Origin of the sequence: Ilumatobacter fluminis (genome assembly GCF_004364865.1) — a bacterium.
Lineage (GTDB): Bacteria > Actinomycetota > Acidimicrobiia > Acidimicrobiales > Ilumatobacteraceae > Ilumatobacter > Ilumatobacter fluminis.
In genome coordinates this window covers 3,499,771-3,516,287 of record NZ_SOAU01000001.1, presented here as the reverse complement: position 1 = coordinate 3,516,287, position 16,517 = coordinate 3,499,771, and the positions used below count along the sequence as shown (strand labels likewise).

Here is a 16,517-nt window from a genome sequence, read left to right as displayed (position 1 = left end):
TCGGTTGATGTCAGACATCAACCGACCAGTTCGGCCATGCGCAACCGCTGCGAGGTCGGTTGATGTCTGACATCAACCGACCGGGTCGGGGGAGACGCGGACCATGCGCTTGCCTCGGTTCTGGCCGGCGAGCAGGCCGACGAGGGCGTCGGGCGCTGCCTCGAGGCCGTCGATCACGTCCTCGACCACGGTCAGCCGGCCATCGGCGGCCCACGCCGACAGATCGGCGATCGCGCGCTCCTGCTGATCGGCGTAGTCCATGACGATGAAGCCCTTCATCGTCAGCCGCTTCGTCACGATCAGACCCGGCACGCCACGCGGACCGGTCGGGGCGTCGGAGTCGTACTGCGACACGGCGCCGCAGCACGAGATGCGTCCGTGCAGGTTCATCGCGAACAGGGCCGCTTCGAGGATCGGCCCGCCGACGTTGTCGAAGTACACGTCGACACCGTCGGGGCAGTGCTCACGCAGTGCCCGCGACAGCTTCTCGCCCCGGTAGTCGATGCAGGCGTCGAAGCCGAGCTCGTCGACGACCCACTGGCACTTCTCCGGCCCGCCGGCGATGCCGACGACCCGGGCGCCAGCGATCTTCCCGATCTGGCCGACGAGCGAGCCGACGGAACCGGCAGCGGCCGACACCAGCAAGGTTTCGCCGGCCTCGATCCCGACGACGTCGAGCAGCCCGTGGTACGCGGTGAGCCCGGCGACGCCCAGCACCGACAGATGGTGGGTGAGGGGACGATGGTCGCCGACCGGTGCCAGGTGGCGGGCGTCGAGCGCCGCGTACTCCTGCCAGCCGACCTCGCCCCACACCAGGTCGCCCTCGGCGAAGCGATCGCTGCGCGACTCGAGCACCTCGGCGATCGCGCCACCGTGCATCACGTCGCCTTCTTCGACGGCCGACTTGTAGGTGGCCCCCTGCATCCACGCCCGGTTGGCGGCGTCGATCGACAACAACACGCTCCGCACGAGCACCTCGCCGTCGCCGACGGTCGGCATGTCGCCGTCGCGGATCGTGAAGTTCGACGTCTCGAGCTTCCCGCTCGGCCGTTCGGTCAGGAGCACCTGCGTGTTGCCACTCATCCCCCGATTCTCCCAGACCCACCTCCGCCCACCCCCACCCGGGCAATGCGTGAACAAACTGCGGAATAGTTCCGCAGTTTGTTCACGCCTTCGGCGGGGTCAGAGGCGGTGGAGGAACTGGACGACGGCGTCGGGGCCGGCGAGTCGGTAGCCGGCTGCGGTGTCGCCGTCGCCGACGCGGATACCGAGGTCGCCGTCGACCATGGCCTCGAACACGCTCTCGTCGGTGACGTCGTCGCCGAGGAACACGACCGGCTGACCCGGCTCGCGTAGCTCGGTGATCGTCTCGCCCTTGCTGCCCGTGCGGGCGAGCAGCTCGCACACCATGTGGCCGTGCTTGACGTGGGCGCCGTCGATCATGCTCGCCAGGTTCTCGACGGCCGCGATCGCCCGCTCGGCGAGTGTGCGGTCGGCTTCGCGCACATGGATCACGACACTGGCCGGCTTGTACTCGAGCCAGGCGCCGTCGCCCGCCGCGTCGACGGCTCGGGTGGCCAGCAGTTCGAGCTGTTCGAACGTGTACTGCTCGTCGTCGTCGAGCGCCAACGGCGGCATGCCGCGGCGTTCGAGGCCGTGGCTGCCGACCACTTCGAGCGTGGGCGGGAAGTCGAACCGATCGAGGTCGCCGACCGAGCGGCCGGACACGATCACGACGCGGGCCCGCATCGCCAAGCGTTCGAGCTCGTCGAGCACGCCCGGACTCAGCGCAGCGTCGTGCGCCTTCTCGACGATCGGGGCGAGCACGCCGTCGACGTCGAACCCGACCAGCGCCGAACCGAGCAGCGGTGCGACCTCGGCGGCCAACCGCTCGGGCGTGATGTCGACCGCGGGCATCACGAGTCGATCAGCACATCGAGGAACGACTTCGCCCAATCCGACACGGTCGACGTCTCGAGTCGCTTCCGCATCGCTTCCATTCGCGGACGCCGCTCGTGGCGGTGCATCTCGACGGCGCGCACGATGGTGTTCTGGAGCGCATGGTCGTCGTGCGGGTTGACGAGCAGGGCCTCGCCCAGCTCGTCGGCGGCACCGGTGAACTCGGACAGCACCAGCACGCCGTCGCCGTCGACGTGGGCGGCGACGTACTCCTTGGCGACGAGGTTCATGCCGTCGCGGAACGGGGTCACCAGCATGACGTCGCCGGCTCTGTAGAGCGGGATCAGCTCGTCGAGCGGGAGCGACTGGTACAGGTAGTGGATGACGGGGAAGCCCAGGCGGGAATGGCGCCCGTTGATCTCCCCGACGATCTGTTCGATCTCACGACGCTCGTCCTGGTACTGCTCGACACCCTCGCGGGTGGGCGTGGCCACCTGCACGAGCACGTGACGCTCGGGGTCGAGACGCCCCTGGTCGAGCAGTTCACCGAACGCCTGCAGCCGGTTGCCGATGCCCTTCGTGTAGTCGAGCCGGTCGACGCCGAGCAGGATCACCTCCGGGTCGCCGAGGCGGCTCCGGATCTGAGCCGTGCGCTGGCGCGTCGCACGTCCGCTCGCCTGCAGCTCGAAGTCTTCGACGTCGATCGAGATCGGGTAGGCGCCGACGTTGACGTTGCGTCCCTCGTAGTGGACCAGACCCTCGTCGAGCTCGGTCGCGTCGAGCAGGTTCTGGGCGGCGGACATGAAGTTGTGCGCGCCCTGTCGGCGCTGGAAGCCGAGCACGTCGGCGCCGAGGAGGCCCTTGATGATCTCGCTCCGCCATGGCAGCCGCTGGAACAGTTCGAGCGGCGGGAACGGGATGTGGTTGAACCACCCGATCCGGACGTCGTTGCGGAGTTCGCGCAGCAACCCGGGGACGAGCTGTAAGTGGTAGTCGTGCACCCATACGGCGGCGTGGGGCGGGGCGATGTTGGCGATCTGGATCGCGAACCGCTGGTTGACGTCGACGTAGCTGTCCCATTCGTCGGAGCGGTAGTTCGACTCTCGGATCGCGTCGTGGTAGAGCGGCCAGAGGGTCCCGTTCGAAAACCCTTCGTAGTACCGGTCGACCTCGTCGCTCGTGATCGGCACCGGGTACAGATCGATCCCGTCGGCGTGCACCACCTCGGCCTGTCCATCGCGTTCGCCGGTCCAGCCGACCCAACTGCCCTTGGTCTCCTGCACGGTGGGCAGCAGCGCTCGGACCAGGCCGCCCGGACTGGTGGTCCAACTGCCGTCTTCGGCTCGGGCGAGCGGAAGACGGTTCGCTGCGACGACCAGGGGACGTTCGGTGGGAGCCACGTGTCCGACGTTACCCGCGCCAGTGGACGGCAAACCCCCGAGCGGGTGACGCCCCGGTCACGTCGCGGTTACGGAGCGGTGTCGAGTGCCTGTTCGAGGTCGGCCACGAGATCGGCGGCGTGCTCGATCCCGACCGACAGCCGGACGAGGTTGTCGGGCACCTCGAGCGGCGACCCGGCCGCGCTCGCGTGGGTCATCGCGCCCGGGTGTTCGATCAGGCTCTCGACGGCGCCGAGCGACTCGGCCAACGTAAAGAGTTCGGTGGACGCCGCCACCCGGCGAGCCGCAGCTTCACCGGCTTTCAGGGTGAAGCTCACCATGCCGCCGTAGTCGCGCATCTGCTTGGCGGCCGCCTCGTGGCCCGGGTGATCGGGCAGCTGCGGGTAGAGCACACGCTCGACCGCACGATGGCCCGACAGCAGGTCGACGATCGCCCGAGCGTTCTCGCAGTGACGGTCCATCCGGACACCCAGCGTCTTGACACCCCGCAGCACCAGGTAGCAGTCGAACGGTGACGGGACGGCACCGGCCGCGTTCTGGGTGAAGCGGATTCGCTCGGCGAGCTCGTCATCGTCGACGGCCACGAAGCCGCCGACCACGTCGCTGTGACCGCCGAGGTACTTCGTCGCCGAGTGGACGACGATGTCGGCGCCGAGCGTGATCGGTTGCTGCAGGTAGGGAGTCGCGAAGGTGTTGTCGACCACGACCAGCGCGTCGCGCTCGTGCGCCATCTCGGCGATCGCCTCGATGTCGAAGCAGGTCAGCAACGGGTTGGTCGGCGTCTCGAGCCAGACCATGCCGACGTCGTCGGGCCACGAGGCAGCGACGGCGTCGAGGTCGGACAGGTCGACCGCGGTCCAGTCGAGACCGAGCGGGGTCCAGACCTTCGAGATCAGCCGGAAGGTGCCGCCGTAGGCGTCGTTGCCGAGCAAGATGCGCTGGCCCGGTTGGAGCAGGCGGAGGATGTTGTCCTCGGCCGCGAGCCCGCTGGCGAAAGCGAGACCGTGTTTCGCGTGCTCGAGCGCGGCGACCTGCTGTTCGACGGCGGTGCGGGTCGGGTTGCCCGACCGGGAGTACTCGTACCCCTGGTGGACGCCGACCTCTGACTGGGCGAACGTCGTCGACAGCGAGATCGGGGTGACGACGGCACCGGTCGACGGGTCGGCCGGCTGTCCGGCGTGGATGGCGAGGGTCTCGAACCCCCAGCCTGCTTGTTCTTCGATCTCACCCATGGGAGGCCTCCGCTCGTTGCTGGAAGTAGGTCAGGACGTCGGTGCGGCTCAAGACGCTGAGCGGGCGTCCGCCCGACAGCACCAACAACGCCGGGGCGGTGTGGAGTTGTTCCAACGCGAACTCGATCTTCTGCCCGATGCCGACCGTCGGCAGGGGCGCGCCCATGACGTCTTCGACGGGCAGGTCCATCGAGCCGGGATCGGCGGCGATGCGCTCCATCAGTTCGAGCTCGTCGACCGAGCCCGCGACCTCGGCGTTGGCGAACGGCGGCGTGTTCTTGCACACCGGGAGCTGGCTGATGCCGTGCTCGCGCATCCGCTCGACCGCCTGACGCACCGTGTCGGTCGGGTTGACATAGAGCAGCTTGTCGAGATCGTCACCACGGGCGTCGAGCACGGCGCCGACGCACTGCTCGCACTCGGTGACGAAGCCGAAGTTGACCATCCAGTCCTCGTTGAAGATGCGCGACAGGTAGCCGCGACCCGAGTCGGGGTTGAGGACGACGACGAGATCGTCGGGCTTCGCACGCTTGGCGACCTGGATCGCAGCGGCGACTGCGAGGCCGCCCGAGCCACCGATCAGGATGCCCTCGGTGCGGCTCACGTGGCGGGCCATCGCGAAGCTGTCGGCGTCGCTGACGGGGATCACCTCGTCGTAGAGGTCGGGGCGCCAGGCGTTCGGGAAGAAGTCTTCACCGACGCCTTCGACGAGGTAGGGGCGGCCCGTGCCACCCGAGAACACCGAACCCTCGGGGTCGGCCGCGACGATCTGGATGTCGGCGTTCTGTTCCTTGAGGTACCGGGCGGTGCCGGTGATCGTGCCGCACGTGCCGGCGCCCGCCACGAAGTGCGTGATCCGGCCGGCGGTCTGCTCCCAGATCTCGGGGCCGGTCGTTTTGTAATGCGCCTCGGGGTTGTCGGGGTTGCCGTACTGGTTCGGGCGGTAGGCGTTGCGTTCGTGGGTGAGCCGTTCGGCGACCTTGTAGTAGCTGCGCGGGTCGTCGGGTGCGACGGCGACGGGGCACACCACGACCTCGGCGCCGTACGCCTTCAGGAGGTCGATCTTCTCCTGGCCGTTCTTGTCGGTCATCACGAACACGCACTGGTAGCCACGCTGCGCCGCGACGATGGCGAGACCGACACCGGTGTTGCCGCTCGTCGGCTCGACGATCGTGCCGCCAGGTTTCAGCTCACCGGACCGTTCGGCGGCGAGGATCATCTCGAGCGCCGGGCGGTCCTTCGCGGAGCCACCGGGGTTGGTGGTCTCCATCTTCATCGCCAGCACCGATGGGATCTGTTCGACCTCCATCATGCGGTCGAGTCGGACGATGGGCGTGTTGCCGAACACATCGATCACCGAATCGGCGATGGACGTGCCCGCCAGTCGTGGGTCGGCCATGACCAGGCAACGTAGTGGGCCGGACCGAAGATTCCCCTGCGGAGTCGATCGACGGGCCGTGACGGGCCGTGACGGGCAGCGACGTCGCGACACCAGCGGGCATGACCGGCCGGCCCGGGGTGGGTGTGGCACCGTGGACGTCGTGATCCAGCCCCACGACACGGACGACCACGCATGAGCCACGGGCACGGGCACGCGTCCGGCGACGACGACGTCGTCGTCGATCCGCGGTGGTTGGCGTGGCTCTGGCCGGTCCTGATCGGTCTCGGTGTCGTCGTCGTGATCGCGATGGCGGTGCTCTGGCCGCTCGGCGACGACGAAACGGTCGACGATCCCTTGCTGCTCGACGCCGATCCCGTCGCTGCGGACGTGGTCGACGATCGGCTGATCACCTGCTCCAGCGGCGTCGGCGACTGTCGCTGGATCGAGTTCGAGATGACCGACGGTCCGTACGAGGGAGAGTCGGCGTCGATCGAGCTGCCGGCCGACTCGCGGGTCCGCGAGGGCGACGCGATCCTGCTCACCGTCTTCGAGACCGAGGCCGGGCGGCTCGTGTTCGACTTCTACGACTTCCAACGCTCCACGGCGCTCTGGGTGCTGGTCGCGCTGTTCGCGGTCGCCGTGATAGCGCTCGGACGATGGCGTGGCGTCGGAGCGTTGGCCGGGCTCGCCGTGAGCCTGTTCGTCATCGTCGTCTTCGCGCTCCCGGCGATCCTCGACGGCACCGACGCCGTGCTGATCGCCGTCGTCGCCGCCGCGGCGATCGCCTACGTGGCGCTGTTCCTCGCGCACGGCTTCCACCCCTCGACCGCCATCGCACTGCTCGCGACCCTGGCCAGCCTGCTGATCACCGTGGTGTTGGCACAGCTGTTCGTGGGGTTCACGAACCTGACCGGCCTCAGCGACGACAACAGCCTGCTGCTGTTCGGCCTCGGCGAAGGGGTCGACGCCCGCGGCATCCTGCTCGCCGGGATCGTGATCGGCTCGCTCGGCGTGCTCGACGACGTGACGGTCACCCAGGTGTCGGCGGTGTGGCAGCTCAAGTCGGTGCAGCGCGAGCTGCCGACACGCGAACTCGCCGGCCGGGCGATGCGGATCGGGCGCGATCACATCTCGTCGACGGTCAACACCTTGTTCCTCGCCTACGCCGGTACGGCGCTGCCGTTGCTGCTGCTGTTCACGAGCGCCCAGCAGAGCGTCGGCTCGGTGCTCACACGCGAACTGGTCGCGGTCGAGATCGTCCGCACGCTGGTCGGGTCGATCGGCCTGGTCGCATCGGTACCGATCGCGACCTGGTTGGCGGCGCTGGCCGTGTCGTCGACAGCCGGTCCTTCGCCGGTCGAGGGCGATCCCACCGTCGGTCTCGACGGTGACCCGGCCGACGATCGTGTGTAGTCAGCCGAAGATCTTGCGGAGGAGGCCGGGTTCGGGCGGTTCGAAATCGTCGGGGAGCAGGTGCGGCGCCGTCTTCATCAGGTACTCGGCGACGTCGGATGCGCTCGGGTTCACCATCGCCACGCCGTCGATCACGACCGTCGGCACCGTCTCGTTCCCGCCGGCGTGCTCGCGGACGACGGCCGCTGCCTCGGGATCGTCCCAGATGTTGTGGTCGACCGTCTGGATGCCAGCCTTGTCGAGTCCGCGTCGGAGCATCGTGCAGAACGGGCAGCCGGGGCGCCAGTAGTAGTTCACGCTGTCGGGGGTCATCGCCGTGGTCATCGTGGTGGTGCAACCAGCGTGGGCGTCGGTCTGTTCCCGACCGCGACGGCCCGCGTCAGGCGAACAGGTCGGCGAGGCGCTCGAGGGTGGCGTCGATGTTGGCGCAGTGCTTCTTCGGGTAGCCCATGAGCTCGATGCCCTTCGACGACACCGCCGTCGAGTAGTCGAACGTCTCGGTCACGAGGGTGCCGCCGTCGACCGGCTCGAGCTCGTAGCGCCAGCGGTGCTTACCGAGGTGCTGCCATGCGATCAGCCGGTTCTCCTCGTACTCGACCACCGTGTTGGTGATGCGGTACGGGAGCGGCCCCATCTTCATGTCCATACCGAACCTGGTGCCCATTTCGAGGCGAGCGGTGTCGCCGCGTGCCTGCTGCACCATGCCCGACCCGTCGATCTCGCCGTGGCGGGTCGGGTCGGTGAGCAGGTCGAAGATCTGCTCGGGTGTCGCATCCACGACGCGCGAGCCCGACACCTGCTGGGCCTCGCGGTCGACGGTCGCCTTCGTCACGTCAGCCATGACCCGATGGTACTCCGCACATCGCGACACCCCCTCGGTACGGTGGCGCCGTGGCCGAAGCGTGGACCGTCGAGCAGGTGGCGGCAGTCGCGCCGTCGCCGCGTGCGGTCGCCGCGGCCGAACCGCTCGCCGTCACGGCGCGCTGGTCGGCGTTGGGCGTCGACGATCGAGCGCTGTGGGGCCGGTGCCGGGGATCGGGCGCCGAGCCGTACGACACGATGGTCGACCACGTCGAGGCGGCATGGCGGTGCACGTGCCCCAGCCGCAAGCTGCCCTGCAAACACGCAGTGGCGCTCCTGCTGCTGTGGCTTCGCGGCGGTGTCCCCGACGGGGCGGCGCCCGCCGCGGTCGCGAGCTGGGTCGAGCAGCGCGACCGGCGCTCGAAGCCTGCCCCGGGGGCGGGCGGCGGTGCCGGCGACGATGCCGGAGCGACGAGCGATCCGGCGTCCGACGGGCGCGACGAAGCCGCCGATGCCGACGAACCCGCACCGCCCGACCGCGACGAACTCGACCGTTCGCGCGACGAGCGCATCGCCCGGATGCTCGAGGGGCTGACCGAACTCGACCGATGGCTCGACGACCGGATGCGCACCGGGCTCGCCGACCCGGCGCTCGCCCGCTACGACACGTGGGACGCACTCGCCGCACGCCTGGTCGACGCACGTGCCGGCGCGCTCGCCAACCGGGTCCGTCGACTCGCCGGACTCGTCGGCTCGTCACCCGACTGGCACAGCGACGTCCTCGTCGAACTCGGCATGCTGCACCTGTTGGCCCGGGCCGGTCGCCACCTGCCCGAGTTGCCGGGGCCGCTCGCCGACGCCGTGGCCGTGTCGTCCGGTTGGCAGGTCAAGCGGGCCGACGTGCTCGGGGGTGTTCCCGACACCGACGAGTGGTTCGTCGCCGGTCGCAGCGACGTCCGCGAAGACCGCATCGAGGTGCGACGCCTGTGGCTCTACGGCACTACGACCAAGCGGTGGGCGATGCTGCTCTCGTTCGCCGCCTACCAGCAGGTGCTCGACGACTCGTTCACCGTCGGCACCGTCGTCCACGCCGACCTGCACCGGTACCCGGGCGGAGCACTGCGGGCGCTGGCGGGGGAGCGGTACGCCGACCCGTTGCCGTTCGTCGAACCGGTCGCGTCGAGCCTGGGGGAGGCCTGCGACCAGATCGGTGTTGCGGTCGCTGCCGAGCCGTGGCTCGAACGCTTCCCGGCCACGGTGCGCGCCACGCCGACGGTGCTCGACGGGCGCTGGGTGCTCGTCGACGACACCGGCACGCTGCCGCTGATCGGGCCGAAGCGTTCGCTCGCCACCCTGCTCGCTGCGTCGGCAGGCTCGGCTGCGACCGTCACGGTCGAGTGGACGCCGTGGGGGCTGCAGCCGCTCACCGTCCACCTCGACGATCGAGCGATCGACATCGGCCCGCGCGCCGATCCGAGCTTCGTGGGGGCGACGTGAGGGGCGCGGCCGATCCGAGCTTCGGGGGAGACACGTGAGCGGCGCGACCGATCTGCACGACTACTGGCGAGAACTCGTCACGGCGGCGATGCTCGGCACCGATCGTCGCGAGCCGCCCTGTCCACCCGACGGTCCGGTGGCCGACCTGGTCGCCGACGCACTCCGTCCCGACCCGGGGTCGCGCATGCTCGCCACGGTCGCGGCGGTGGCGGCAGCCCGGCGGGCGGCGTTCGTGCCGGGGCCGTCCGCCGACGCACTGCAGCGGCCCGAACCCGACGACCGGCCACTGTGCCCGCCGTCCGCCGCAACGACGTGGCGTCAGATCGTCGCCGAATGGTCGGTGCTCGAGGACGAGTGGATGCTGACCGTGATCGAGCGTGGTTTCCGACTGTCGCCCGATGTGCTGGTCGAGGCGCTCGCCCGCCACCGCAACGACGGTGTACGACGGGCGCGCACGATGCTGGCGGGCGGATCGGTCGCCCCGTGGCTCGTCGGTCACGTGCCGGAGCTCGGCGCCGGATCGCAGCGCCGCGTGAGTGCCGAGGCGGTGGCATCACTGCCCGAGCTCCCGATGCCACCCGACCTCGACGAGTTGCGGTCGCTCGACGCTTTGACGGTGAGCCGCCGACTGGCGGGTGGGTTCGAGCAGGGACGGTTCGGGGCCCCCGATCGTGCCGTGCTCGTCAACCTGCTCGCCCGCTGCCGTCCCGCCGTCCTGCTCGAGGTCGCCGCGTCACTGCAGGGCACCGGTGTCGGCCAGGCCCTCGCCCTCGCCGACCTCGCCCGCCTCCGCCACCGCATGCTCACCGAACTCGAATGAACAGAAGGGGTCAGGCACCTTCTGTTCGTGCTGGGTGGTGGGGCTCCGAGCAATCTGAACAGAAGGTGCCTGACCCCTTCTGTTCAGGCAGGCTTGGTGTAGATGGCTTCGTAGGTCTGGAGCTCGAAGCCGAGCTTGGTGTAGAGCTGGAAGGCACCACCGGGATTGTTGGTGTCGACGCCGAGCACCGCTTCGGTCATGCCGCGGTCGCGAACGGCGACCAGCGCCCGGGCGAGGAGTGCACCGGCGATGCCGCGGTTGCGGTAGTCGCGGTGCGTCGAGATGTACTCGGTGTAGCCGCGCCGGTAGCCGCGCGCTGCGTTCTCCTCTGGGTTGATGAAGGGCTTCACCTGGCCGACGATGGTGTCGCCGTCCCACGCCACCTGCCACAGGGTCTCGTCGCGGCTCGGATCGTCGATGACGTGGGCGAACTCGCGCTCGGTGATCTCGGTGAAGTCCCATTCGCCTCGGAAGCACTCGTGGTGGGCGGCGACGATCTCACGCATCTGCTCCGGTTGCACCGGCCGGACCTCGATCCCGTCGGGCAGGGGCAGGTCGGGGATGTCGTCGAGGTTCGGCCGACGGAGCGAGGCGCTCCATTCGGTCGGTTCGTAGCCGCGTGCTTCGAGCCAGGCCGCCTCACCGTCGGTCGGCGTGACGCCGGGGCCGGGATGGTCGGCGTAGCCGCGGTAGCGGGCGGGTCGCTCGGTGATCCATTTGCGGAGGTGCGCCTCGCAGCCGTCGGCGAGCCCGTGGAAGAGGTCGGCACCGAAGTGCGTCGGCAGGGTCGGGACGAACACGATCAGGTCGGTCGTCTGTTCGAGGTCGTGGTGGACCGGCCGGGTGTAGGCGACCAGCGTTCCGTCGCGTTCGACGAGGGCGATGTCGAGGTCGGGGTCGCAATCGGTGAGATGGGCGTAGCTCTGGTCGAGTTGCTCGGTGGTGACCGTCTCGGGGTCGCCCGTGACGAGCCGGTACTCGGTGAGCAGTGCCGCCATCGCCGCATGGTCGGCTGCGCCGGCATACGGCCGAGCCGCGTACCCCTCCGGAAGTGACAACCGCTCCGCCAGATGCATACCGACGACGGTAGTGACGCGGTGAGCGCTGATCGCCAGAGGTTTCGACCGTCAGGTCTGGGCGTCGAGGCGTTTGACGAGGGTCTTGGTGGCGACGGCGCGGTACGACTCCTCGACGAAATCGAACAGGACGTCTCGCTCCTCCTCCGGAACGACGTCGACGAAGATCGTGACCCAGCCGTGTTTGCCGAGGCCGTAGCGGGTGGGGAAGGCCTCGGGGAACGAGAGCGCGTGGTCTCGCGACTCGGGCAGCTTGACGGTCACGACCGGTCGATCGGTGTCGCCGAGGAAGACGAAGATCTTCTTGCCGACCTTCACCACCCGGTCACCCCACGGCTCGTCGGGCCACGCCTCCGGGAACGACAGCGCGAGCTCCTCCAACTCCTCGATCATCCCCCCAGCATGCCCCACGCCGAACGGGGTCGGATACGTTTCGTCGGCCAGCACCTCGTGGACCGAGCGGTCGACGAAACGTATCCGACCCCATTCGCTCGACCCCATCTGTGACACCCCTTGGGTAGCGTCGGGAGCGATGGGTGAGAACGACCGGGATGTGTTGCGGCCGCACGCCGAGGTGCAGTACGCCGACGAGTTGGCGGCGCTGGCCGAGCACGACGATCGGGAGCGGCCGCCCAACTGGCGGCTGTCGCCGTGGGCAGTCGTCGAGTACCTGATGGGCGGCACCCTGCCCGACGGCACGGTGATCGCGCCGAAGTACGTCGGCAAGCGTCGCCTGATCGAGGTGGCGGTCGCGACCCTCGCCACCGACCGGGCGCTCCTGCTGCTCGGGGTGCCCGGCACGGCCAAGACCTGGGTGAGCGAACACCTCGCAGCAGCGATCAGCGGCGACTCGACACAGCTCGTTCAGGGCACCGCCGGCACCACCGAGGAGACCCTCCGGTACGGGTGGAACTATGCGCGGCTCCTGGCCGAGGGCCCGACCGAGGCAGCGCTCGTCCCGTCGCCGATCTACCGCTCGATGCAGGCCGGTGCGATCGCCCGCGTCGAAGAACTCACCCGCATGCCCTCCGACGTGCAGGACGCGCTCGTCACCGCGCTGAGCGAGAAGTCGATGCCGATCCCGGAGCTCGACACCGAGGTCTTGGCGACCCGCGGCTTCAACGTGATCGCCACGGCCAACGATCGCGACCGCGGTGTGAACGACCTGTCGGCTGCGCTCCGCCGACGGTTCAACACGGTCGTGCTCCCGCTGCCCGACACCGCCGACGAGGAGATCGCGATCGTCGCGCAACGCGTCAACGAGCTCGGCACGGCACTCGCGCTGCCGCCCGTGCCGTCGTCGGCCGACGAGATCCGTCGGGTCGTCACGGTCTTCCGTGAGTTGCGAGACGGCCAGACCGCCGACGGCGGCACCAGCCTCAAGGTGCCCTCGGGCACCCTGAGCACCGCCGAGGCGATCTCGGTCGTCACGAACGGGTTGTCGCTCGCCGCACACTTCGGGTCGGGGCAGTTGAGCGCCGACGACGTCGCCGCCGGTGTGGTCGGCGCCGTCGTGCGCGACCCGACCCACGACGGTGTTGCCTGGCGGGAGTACCTCGAGTCGGTCGTCGCCCATCGCGACGGCTGGGGCGACTTCTACGACGCCTGTCGCGCCCTCGGCTGAGGTTGTGGTGGCGCAGCTGCACCTGCTCGGGATCCGGCACCACGGGCCGGGCTCGGCCCGGTCGGTGCTCGCCGCGCTCGACGAGCTGGCGCCCGACGTCGTCCTGGTCGAGTCGCCCGCCGAGACGACGGCAGCGTTCGAGTGGGTCGGATCCGAGGGGCTCGTCCCGCCGGTCGCACTGCTCGGCCACGTGCTCGACCAGCCACACCGGGCGGTGTTCGCCCCGCTGGCGTCGTTCAGCCCCGAGTGGCAGGCAATCCGATGGGCGAACGAGCACCGGGTTCCCGTCGAGGCGATCGACCTGCCGCTCGCCAACACCCTCGCCGGCGGTCCCGACGACGAACGGCTCACCGACGCAGGTGGGGCACCGGTCGACCCGCTCGGTGCACTCGCCGCCGCAGCCGGCGAGCCCGATGCCGAGCGGTGGTGGGAGGACGTGATCGAACACCGTGGCGACGGCCTTCCCGCGTTCGAGGCGGTCGCCGAGGCAATGGCGGCAGTCCGCTCCGGCACGATCACCTCCACTGGCGAGGAGCAGCGGGAGGCCCACATGCGCAAGCGCATCAGGGCCGGGCTGAAGGAGCACGACCGAGTGGTCGTGGTGTGCGGGGCGTGGCACGTGCCCGCCCTCGACGTCACTGCGTCGGGGGCCACGACCGCCACCGCCGACAACGCGACGCTGCGCGGACTGCCCAAGGTGAAGGTGGCGGTCAGCTGGGTGCCGTGGACCCACCAGCGGCTCGCCACGGCAACCGGCTACGGCGCCGGTGTGCGCAGCCCCGGCTGGTACGACCACGTCTTCCGCCACCCCGGCCCCGACGGCGTCGCCCGGTTCTTCGTCGACGCCGCCCAGGTGCTGCGCCGCGCCGACCTGTCCGCCTCGCCCGACCATCTGATCGCCGCGACCCGAATGGCCGACGCCCTCGCCGCTCTCCGGCAACGCCCGCACGCCGGGCTCGACGAGGTGCTCGACGCCGCCGACGCGGTGATGGGCGGCCGGCCCCTCGTGCGGCGCGAGCTCGTCGTCGGCGACGCGATCGGTGGCGTACCCGACGACGCCCCGCAGGTGCCCCTCGCCCGCGATCTCGCCAAACGGCAGCGTTCGGCGCGGCTCAAGCCCGAGTCGGGCGACACGACGGTCGAACTCGACCTCCGGACCCCGAACGGGTTGCGCCGCTCGCACCTGCTGCACCAGCTGACCGCGATCGGGGTGCCGTGGGGCACCCTCACCGACGGCCGCGGTTCGAGCGGTACGTTCCGCGAGACCTGGGAGCTGGCGTGGCGGCCCGAGTGGTCGATCCGAATCATCGAGTACGCCGGGTACGGCACCACCGTCGAGCAGGCGGCCACCCGTCGCCTGGTCGAGCGGTCCGGCGACGCCAGCCGGCTCGTCGATCTGGCGTCGTCGCTCGACCTGGCCCTGCTGGCCGATCTCCCCGACGCCGTCGACCCGATCGTCCACGAGCTCGCGACGCGGGCGGCCCACGACCCCGACGTCGGCGACCTCATGGCGGCACTCGGCCCGCTGGCCACCGCGCAGCGGTACGGCGACGTGCGCACGACCGATCGCGATGCGCTCGCCTCGGTGTTCGACGGTCTCGTCGTCCGGGTGCTGGCCGGACTCGTGCCGGCCTGTGCCTCGCTCGACGACGACGCCGCGGCGTTGATGGTCGAACGACTCAGCGAGGCGCAGCAGGCGCTCGCCCTGGTCGACCACGCCGCTCGCCGACGTGCCTACCCGGAGGTGCTCGAGCAGCTCGCCGAGATCGCCGGGCACGGGCTGGTGCACGGCCGGGCGACCCGCATCCTGCACGACGCCGGCCGGTGGGACAGCGGCACCGTCGAGCGCCGACTCGGCCGCGCCCTCTCTGGCGGCACACCGCCGGCGGCCGGTGCTGCGTTCGTCGAGGGATTCCTGGCCGGGAGCGGTGCCGTGCTGGTGCACGACACCGACCTGCTCGCCGTGGTCGACCGCTGGCTGTCGTCGCTTGCGCCGCAGGCGTTCGACGAGACCGTGCCGCTGCTCCGGCGGACGTTCGGCGCGTTCGAGTCGGCCGAGCGACGCCAACTCGGGCGACTCGTGGCCGGTGAACAACGCGACGCCGTCGCCGGCTACGGGCCCGATCTCGACGCCTCCCGTGTCGACGCCGCACTCACCACGGTGCGACACCTGCTCGGTCTCGCCGTGCACTCGTCGAAGGTGTCGTCGGAGGTGTCGTCGTGAGCGATCCGCAGCGGGTGTCGGAGGCCGAGCGGATGCGGCGGTGGCGGCTCGTGCTCGGTGGCGGCGACGCCGACGGCACCGGCGCCGGCCTGAACGGTGACGACGTCCGCATCGACGCCGCCATGGGCGCTGTCTACGACCAGGAGTCGCAGCCACGGCGGGGTGGTCGTGGGAGCGGCCGGGCGGGCGGTCTCGGCAAGTCGGCGCCTCGCGTCGCGCGCTGGTTGGGCGACATCCGCACCTACTTCCCGACCCCGGTGGTGCAGGTGATGCAGCGCGATGCGATCGACCGGCTCGACCTGAAGCAGCTCCTGCTCGAACCCGAGCTGCTCGAGTCGATCGAACCCGACCTGCACCTCGTCACGACGCTCGTCGAGCTCAACCACCTCTTGCCCGACGAGACGCGAGCGACGGCCCGCCAGGTGATCGCCTCCGTCCTCGCCGATCTCGAACGGCGTCTGACCGACCGCACCCGCGCCGCCGTACACGGCGCCCTGGCACGCGCCAACCGGACCCGCCGACCACGTGCCGGCGACGTCGACTGGGGTCGCACCGTGCACGCCAACCTGCGGCACTACCAGCCCGACTACCGCACCGTTATCCCCGAACGGCTCGTCGGTTTCGGTCGACGCCAGCGCAGCTTGGCGAAAGACGTTGTCATCGCTGTCGACCAGTCGGGCTCGATGGCCGACAGCGTCGTGTACGCGTCGCTGTTCGGTGCGGTGTTGGCGCAGCTGCCGGCGTTGCGGACCCAGCTGATCGCGTTCGACACCTCGGTCACCGATCTCACCCCGGTGCTGCACGATCCCGTCGACGTCCTGTTCGGCGTGCAGCTCGGTGGCGGCACCGACATCGCCGAGGCGCTCGGCTACTGCCGCCGACTGATCACCCGCCCGAACGAGACCGTGCTGGTGCTGATCAGCGACTTGTTCGAGGGCGGCAACGCCGACCTGATGCGGGCACGTGTCGCCCGGATGGTGCAGTCGGGCGTGCGGGTGTTGTGTCTGCTCGCGCTGAGCGACGAGGGTGCGCCGGTGCACGATCAGCAGGCGGCCGCCGACCTCGCCGCCCTCGGCGCGACGGTCATGAGCTGTACCCCCGACCGCTTCCCCGACGTGCTCGCCGACGCGCTCGAAGGTCGCTGACTCGG

Annotated in this window: 15 protein-coding genes; 6 read left to right on the top strand and 9 right to left on the bottom strand. The window is 70.1% G+C overall.

Features of this window, described 5'->3' with window-relative positions:
• Nucleotides 1-72 precede the first annotated feature (72 nt).
• The 5 genes from BDK89_RS15910 to BDK89_RS15890 form a co-directional block, all read right to left on the bottom strand.
• A complete protein-coding gene (locus BDK89_RS15910; protein WP_133869889.1) occupies nt 73-1,083 on the bottom strand; it encodes an NADP-dependent oxidoreductase in 1,011 nt (336 codons plus the stop codon).
• Nucleotides 1,084-1,182: 99 nt separating this feature from the next.
• Nucleotides 1,183-1,917: a trehalose-phosphatase gene (gene otsB, locus BDK89_RS15905; protein WP_133869888.1), complete on the bottom strand. Its 735-nt coding sequence runs from the start codon at nt 1,915-1,917 to the stop codon at nt 1,183-1,185.
• The gene (locus BDK89_RS15900; protein ID WP_133869887.1) at nt 1,917-3,299 is read right to left on the bottom strand and encodes an alpha,alpha-trehalose-phosphate synthase (UDP-forming); all 1,383 of its coding nucleotides are present in this window, start codon (nt 3,297-3,299) and stop codon (nt 1,917-1,919) included. The genes otsB and BDK89_RS15900 overlap by 1 nt, the downstream gene beginning before the upstream one ends.
• Before the next feature lie 68 nt (nt 3,300-3,367).
• Entirely contained in the window at nt 3,368-4,531 is a 1,164-nt protein-coding gene (locus tag BDK89_RS15895; RefSeq protein ID WP_133869886.1) for a cystathionine gamma-synthase, read from the bottom strand.
• A complete protein-coding gene (locus BDK89_RS15890) occupies nt 4,524-5,930 on the bottom strand; it encodes a pyridoxal-phosphate dependent enzyme (protein ID WP_133869885.1) in 1,407 nt (468 codons plus the stop codon). Before BDK89_RS15890 ends, BDK89_RS15895 begins: the two co-directional genes overlap by 8 nt.
• A 174-nt stretch (nt 5,931-6,104) precedes the next feature.
• Here BDK89_RS15890 and BDK89_RS15885 point away from each other — a divergent pair, with 174 nt between their 5' ends.
• Nucleotides 6,105-7,325 carry a YibE/F family protein gene (locus BDK89_RS15885; RefSeq protein WP_133869884.1) on the top strand — a complete coding sequence of 407 codons (1,221 nt, stop codon included), beginning with the start codon at nt 6,105-6,107 and terminating at the stop codon, nt 7,323-7,325.
• Here BDK89_RS15885 and BDK89_RS15880 read toward each other — a convergent pair whose 3' ends face one another.
• Together BDK89_RS15880 and BDK89_RS15875 are read right to left on the bottom strand one after the other, a co-directional pair.
• Complete coding sequence (locus BDK89_RS15880) at nt 7,326-7,637, bottom strand: glutaredoxin family protein (protein WP_133869883.1); 312 nt, start codon at nt 7,635-7,637, stop codon at nt 7,326-7,328.
• A 67-nt stretch (nt 7,638-7,704) separates the two neighbouring features.
• On the bottom strand, nt 7,705-8,166 hold the full coding sequence (locus BDK89_RS15875; protein WP_133869882.1) for an SRPBCC family protein: 462 nt from the start codon (nt 8,164-8,166) through the stop codon (nt 7,705-7,707).
• Between the two features lie 50 nt (nt 8,167-8,216).
• On the opposite strand from BDK89_RS15875, the gene BDK89_RS15870 reads away from it, so the two are divergent.
• Nucleotides 8,217-9,623: an SWIM zinc finger family protein gene (locus BDK89_RS15870; RefSeq protein WP_133869881.1), complete on the top strand. Its 1,407-nt coding sequence runs from the start codon at nt 8,217-8,219 to the stop codon at nt 9,621-9,623.
• 34 nt (nt 9,624-9,657) lie between these two features.
• Entirely contained in the window at nt 9,658-10,443 is a 786-nt protein-coding gene (locus BDK89_RS15865) for a DUF5691 domain-containing protein (protein WP_133869880.1), read from the top strand.
• Nucleotides 10,444-10,526: 83 nt separating this feature from the next.
• Here the strand turns inward: BDK89_RS15865 and BDK89_RS15860 are convergent, their stop codons facing one another.
• Nucleotides 10,527-11,519: a GNAT family N-acetyltransferase gene (locus tag BDK89_RS15860; protein WP_133869879.1), complete on the bottom strand. Its 993-nt coding sequence runs from the start codon at nt 11,517-11,519 to the stop codon at nt 10,527-10,529.
• 51 nt (nt 11,520-11,570) lie between these two features.
• Complete coding sequence (locus BDK89_RS15855; protein WP_208294095.1) at nt 11,571-12,020, bottom strand: MmcQ/YjbR family DNA-binding protein; 450 nt, start codon at nt 12,018-12,020, stop codon at nt 11,571-11,573.
• A gap of 31 nt (nt 12,021-12,051) precedes the next feature.
• Here BDK89_RS15855 and BDK89_RS15850 point away from each other — a divergent pair, with 31 nt between their 5' ends.
• Genes BDK89_RS15850 through BDK89_RS15840 form a run of 3 tightly spaced genes read left to right on the top strand, consistent with a single transcriptional unit; the run spans nt 12,052 to nt 16,512 of the window.
• Nucleotides 12,052-13,143, top strand: coding sequence for an ATP-binding protein (locus BDK89_RS15850; RefSeq protein WP_133869878.1), 1,092 nt, complete (start codon nt 12,052-12,054; stop codon nt 13,141-13,143).
• Nucleotides 13,144-13,150: 7 nt separating this feature from the next.
• Nucleotides 13,151-15,367 (top strand): DUF5682 family protein, encoded by a 2,217-nt coding sequence (locus tag BDK89_RS15845; RefSeq protein WP_208294094.1) that lies wholly within the window; start codon nt 13,151-13,153, stop codon nt 15,365-15,367.
• Nucleotides 15,364-16,512 carry a VWA domain-containing protein gene (locus tag BDK89_RS15840; protein ID WP_243839189.1) on the top strand — a complete coding sequence of 383 codons (1,149 nt, stop codon included), beginning with the start codon at nt 15,364-15,366 and terminating at the stop codon, nt 16,510-16,512. The genes BDK89_RS15845 and BDK89_RS15840 overlap by 4 nt, the downstream gene beginning before the upstream one ends.
• Nucleotides 16,513-16,517 lie beyond the last annotated feature (5 nt).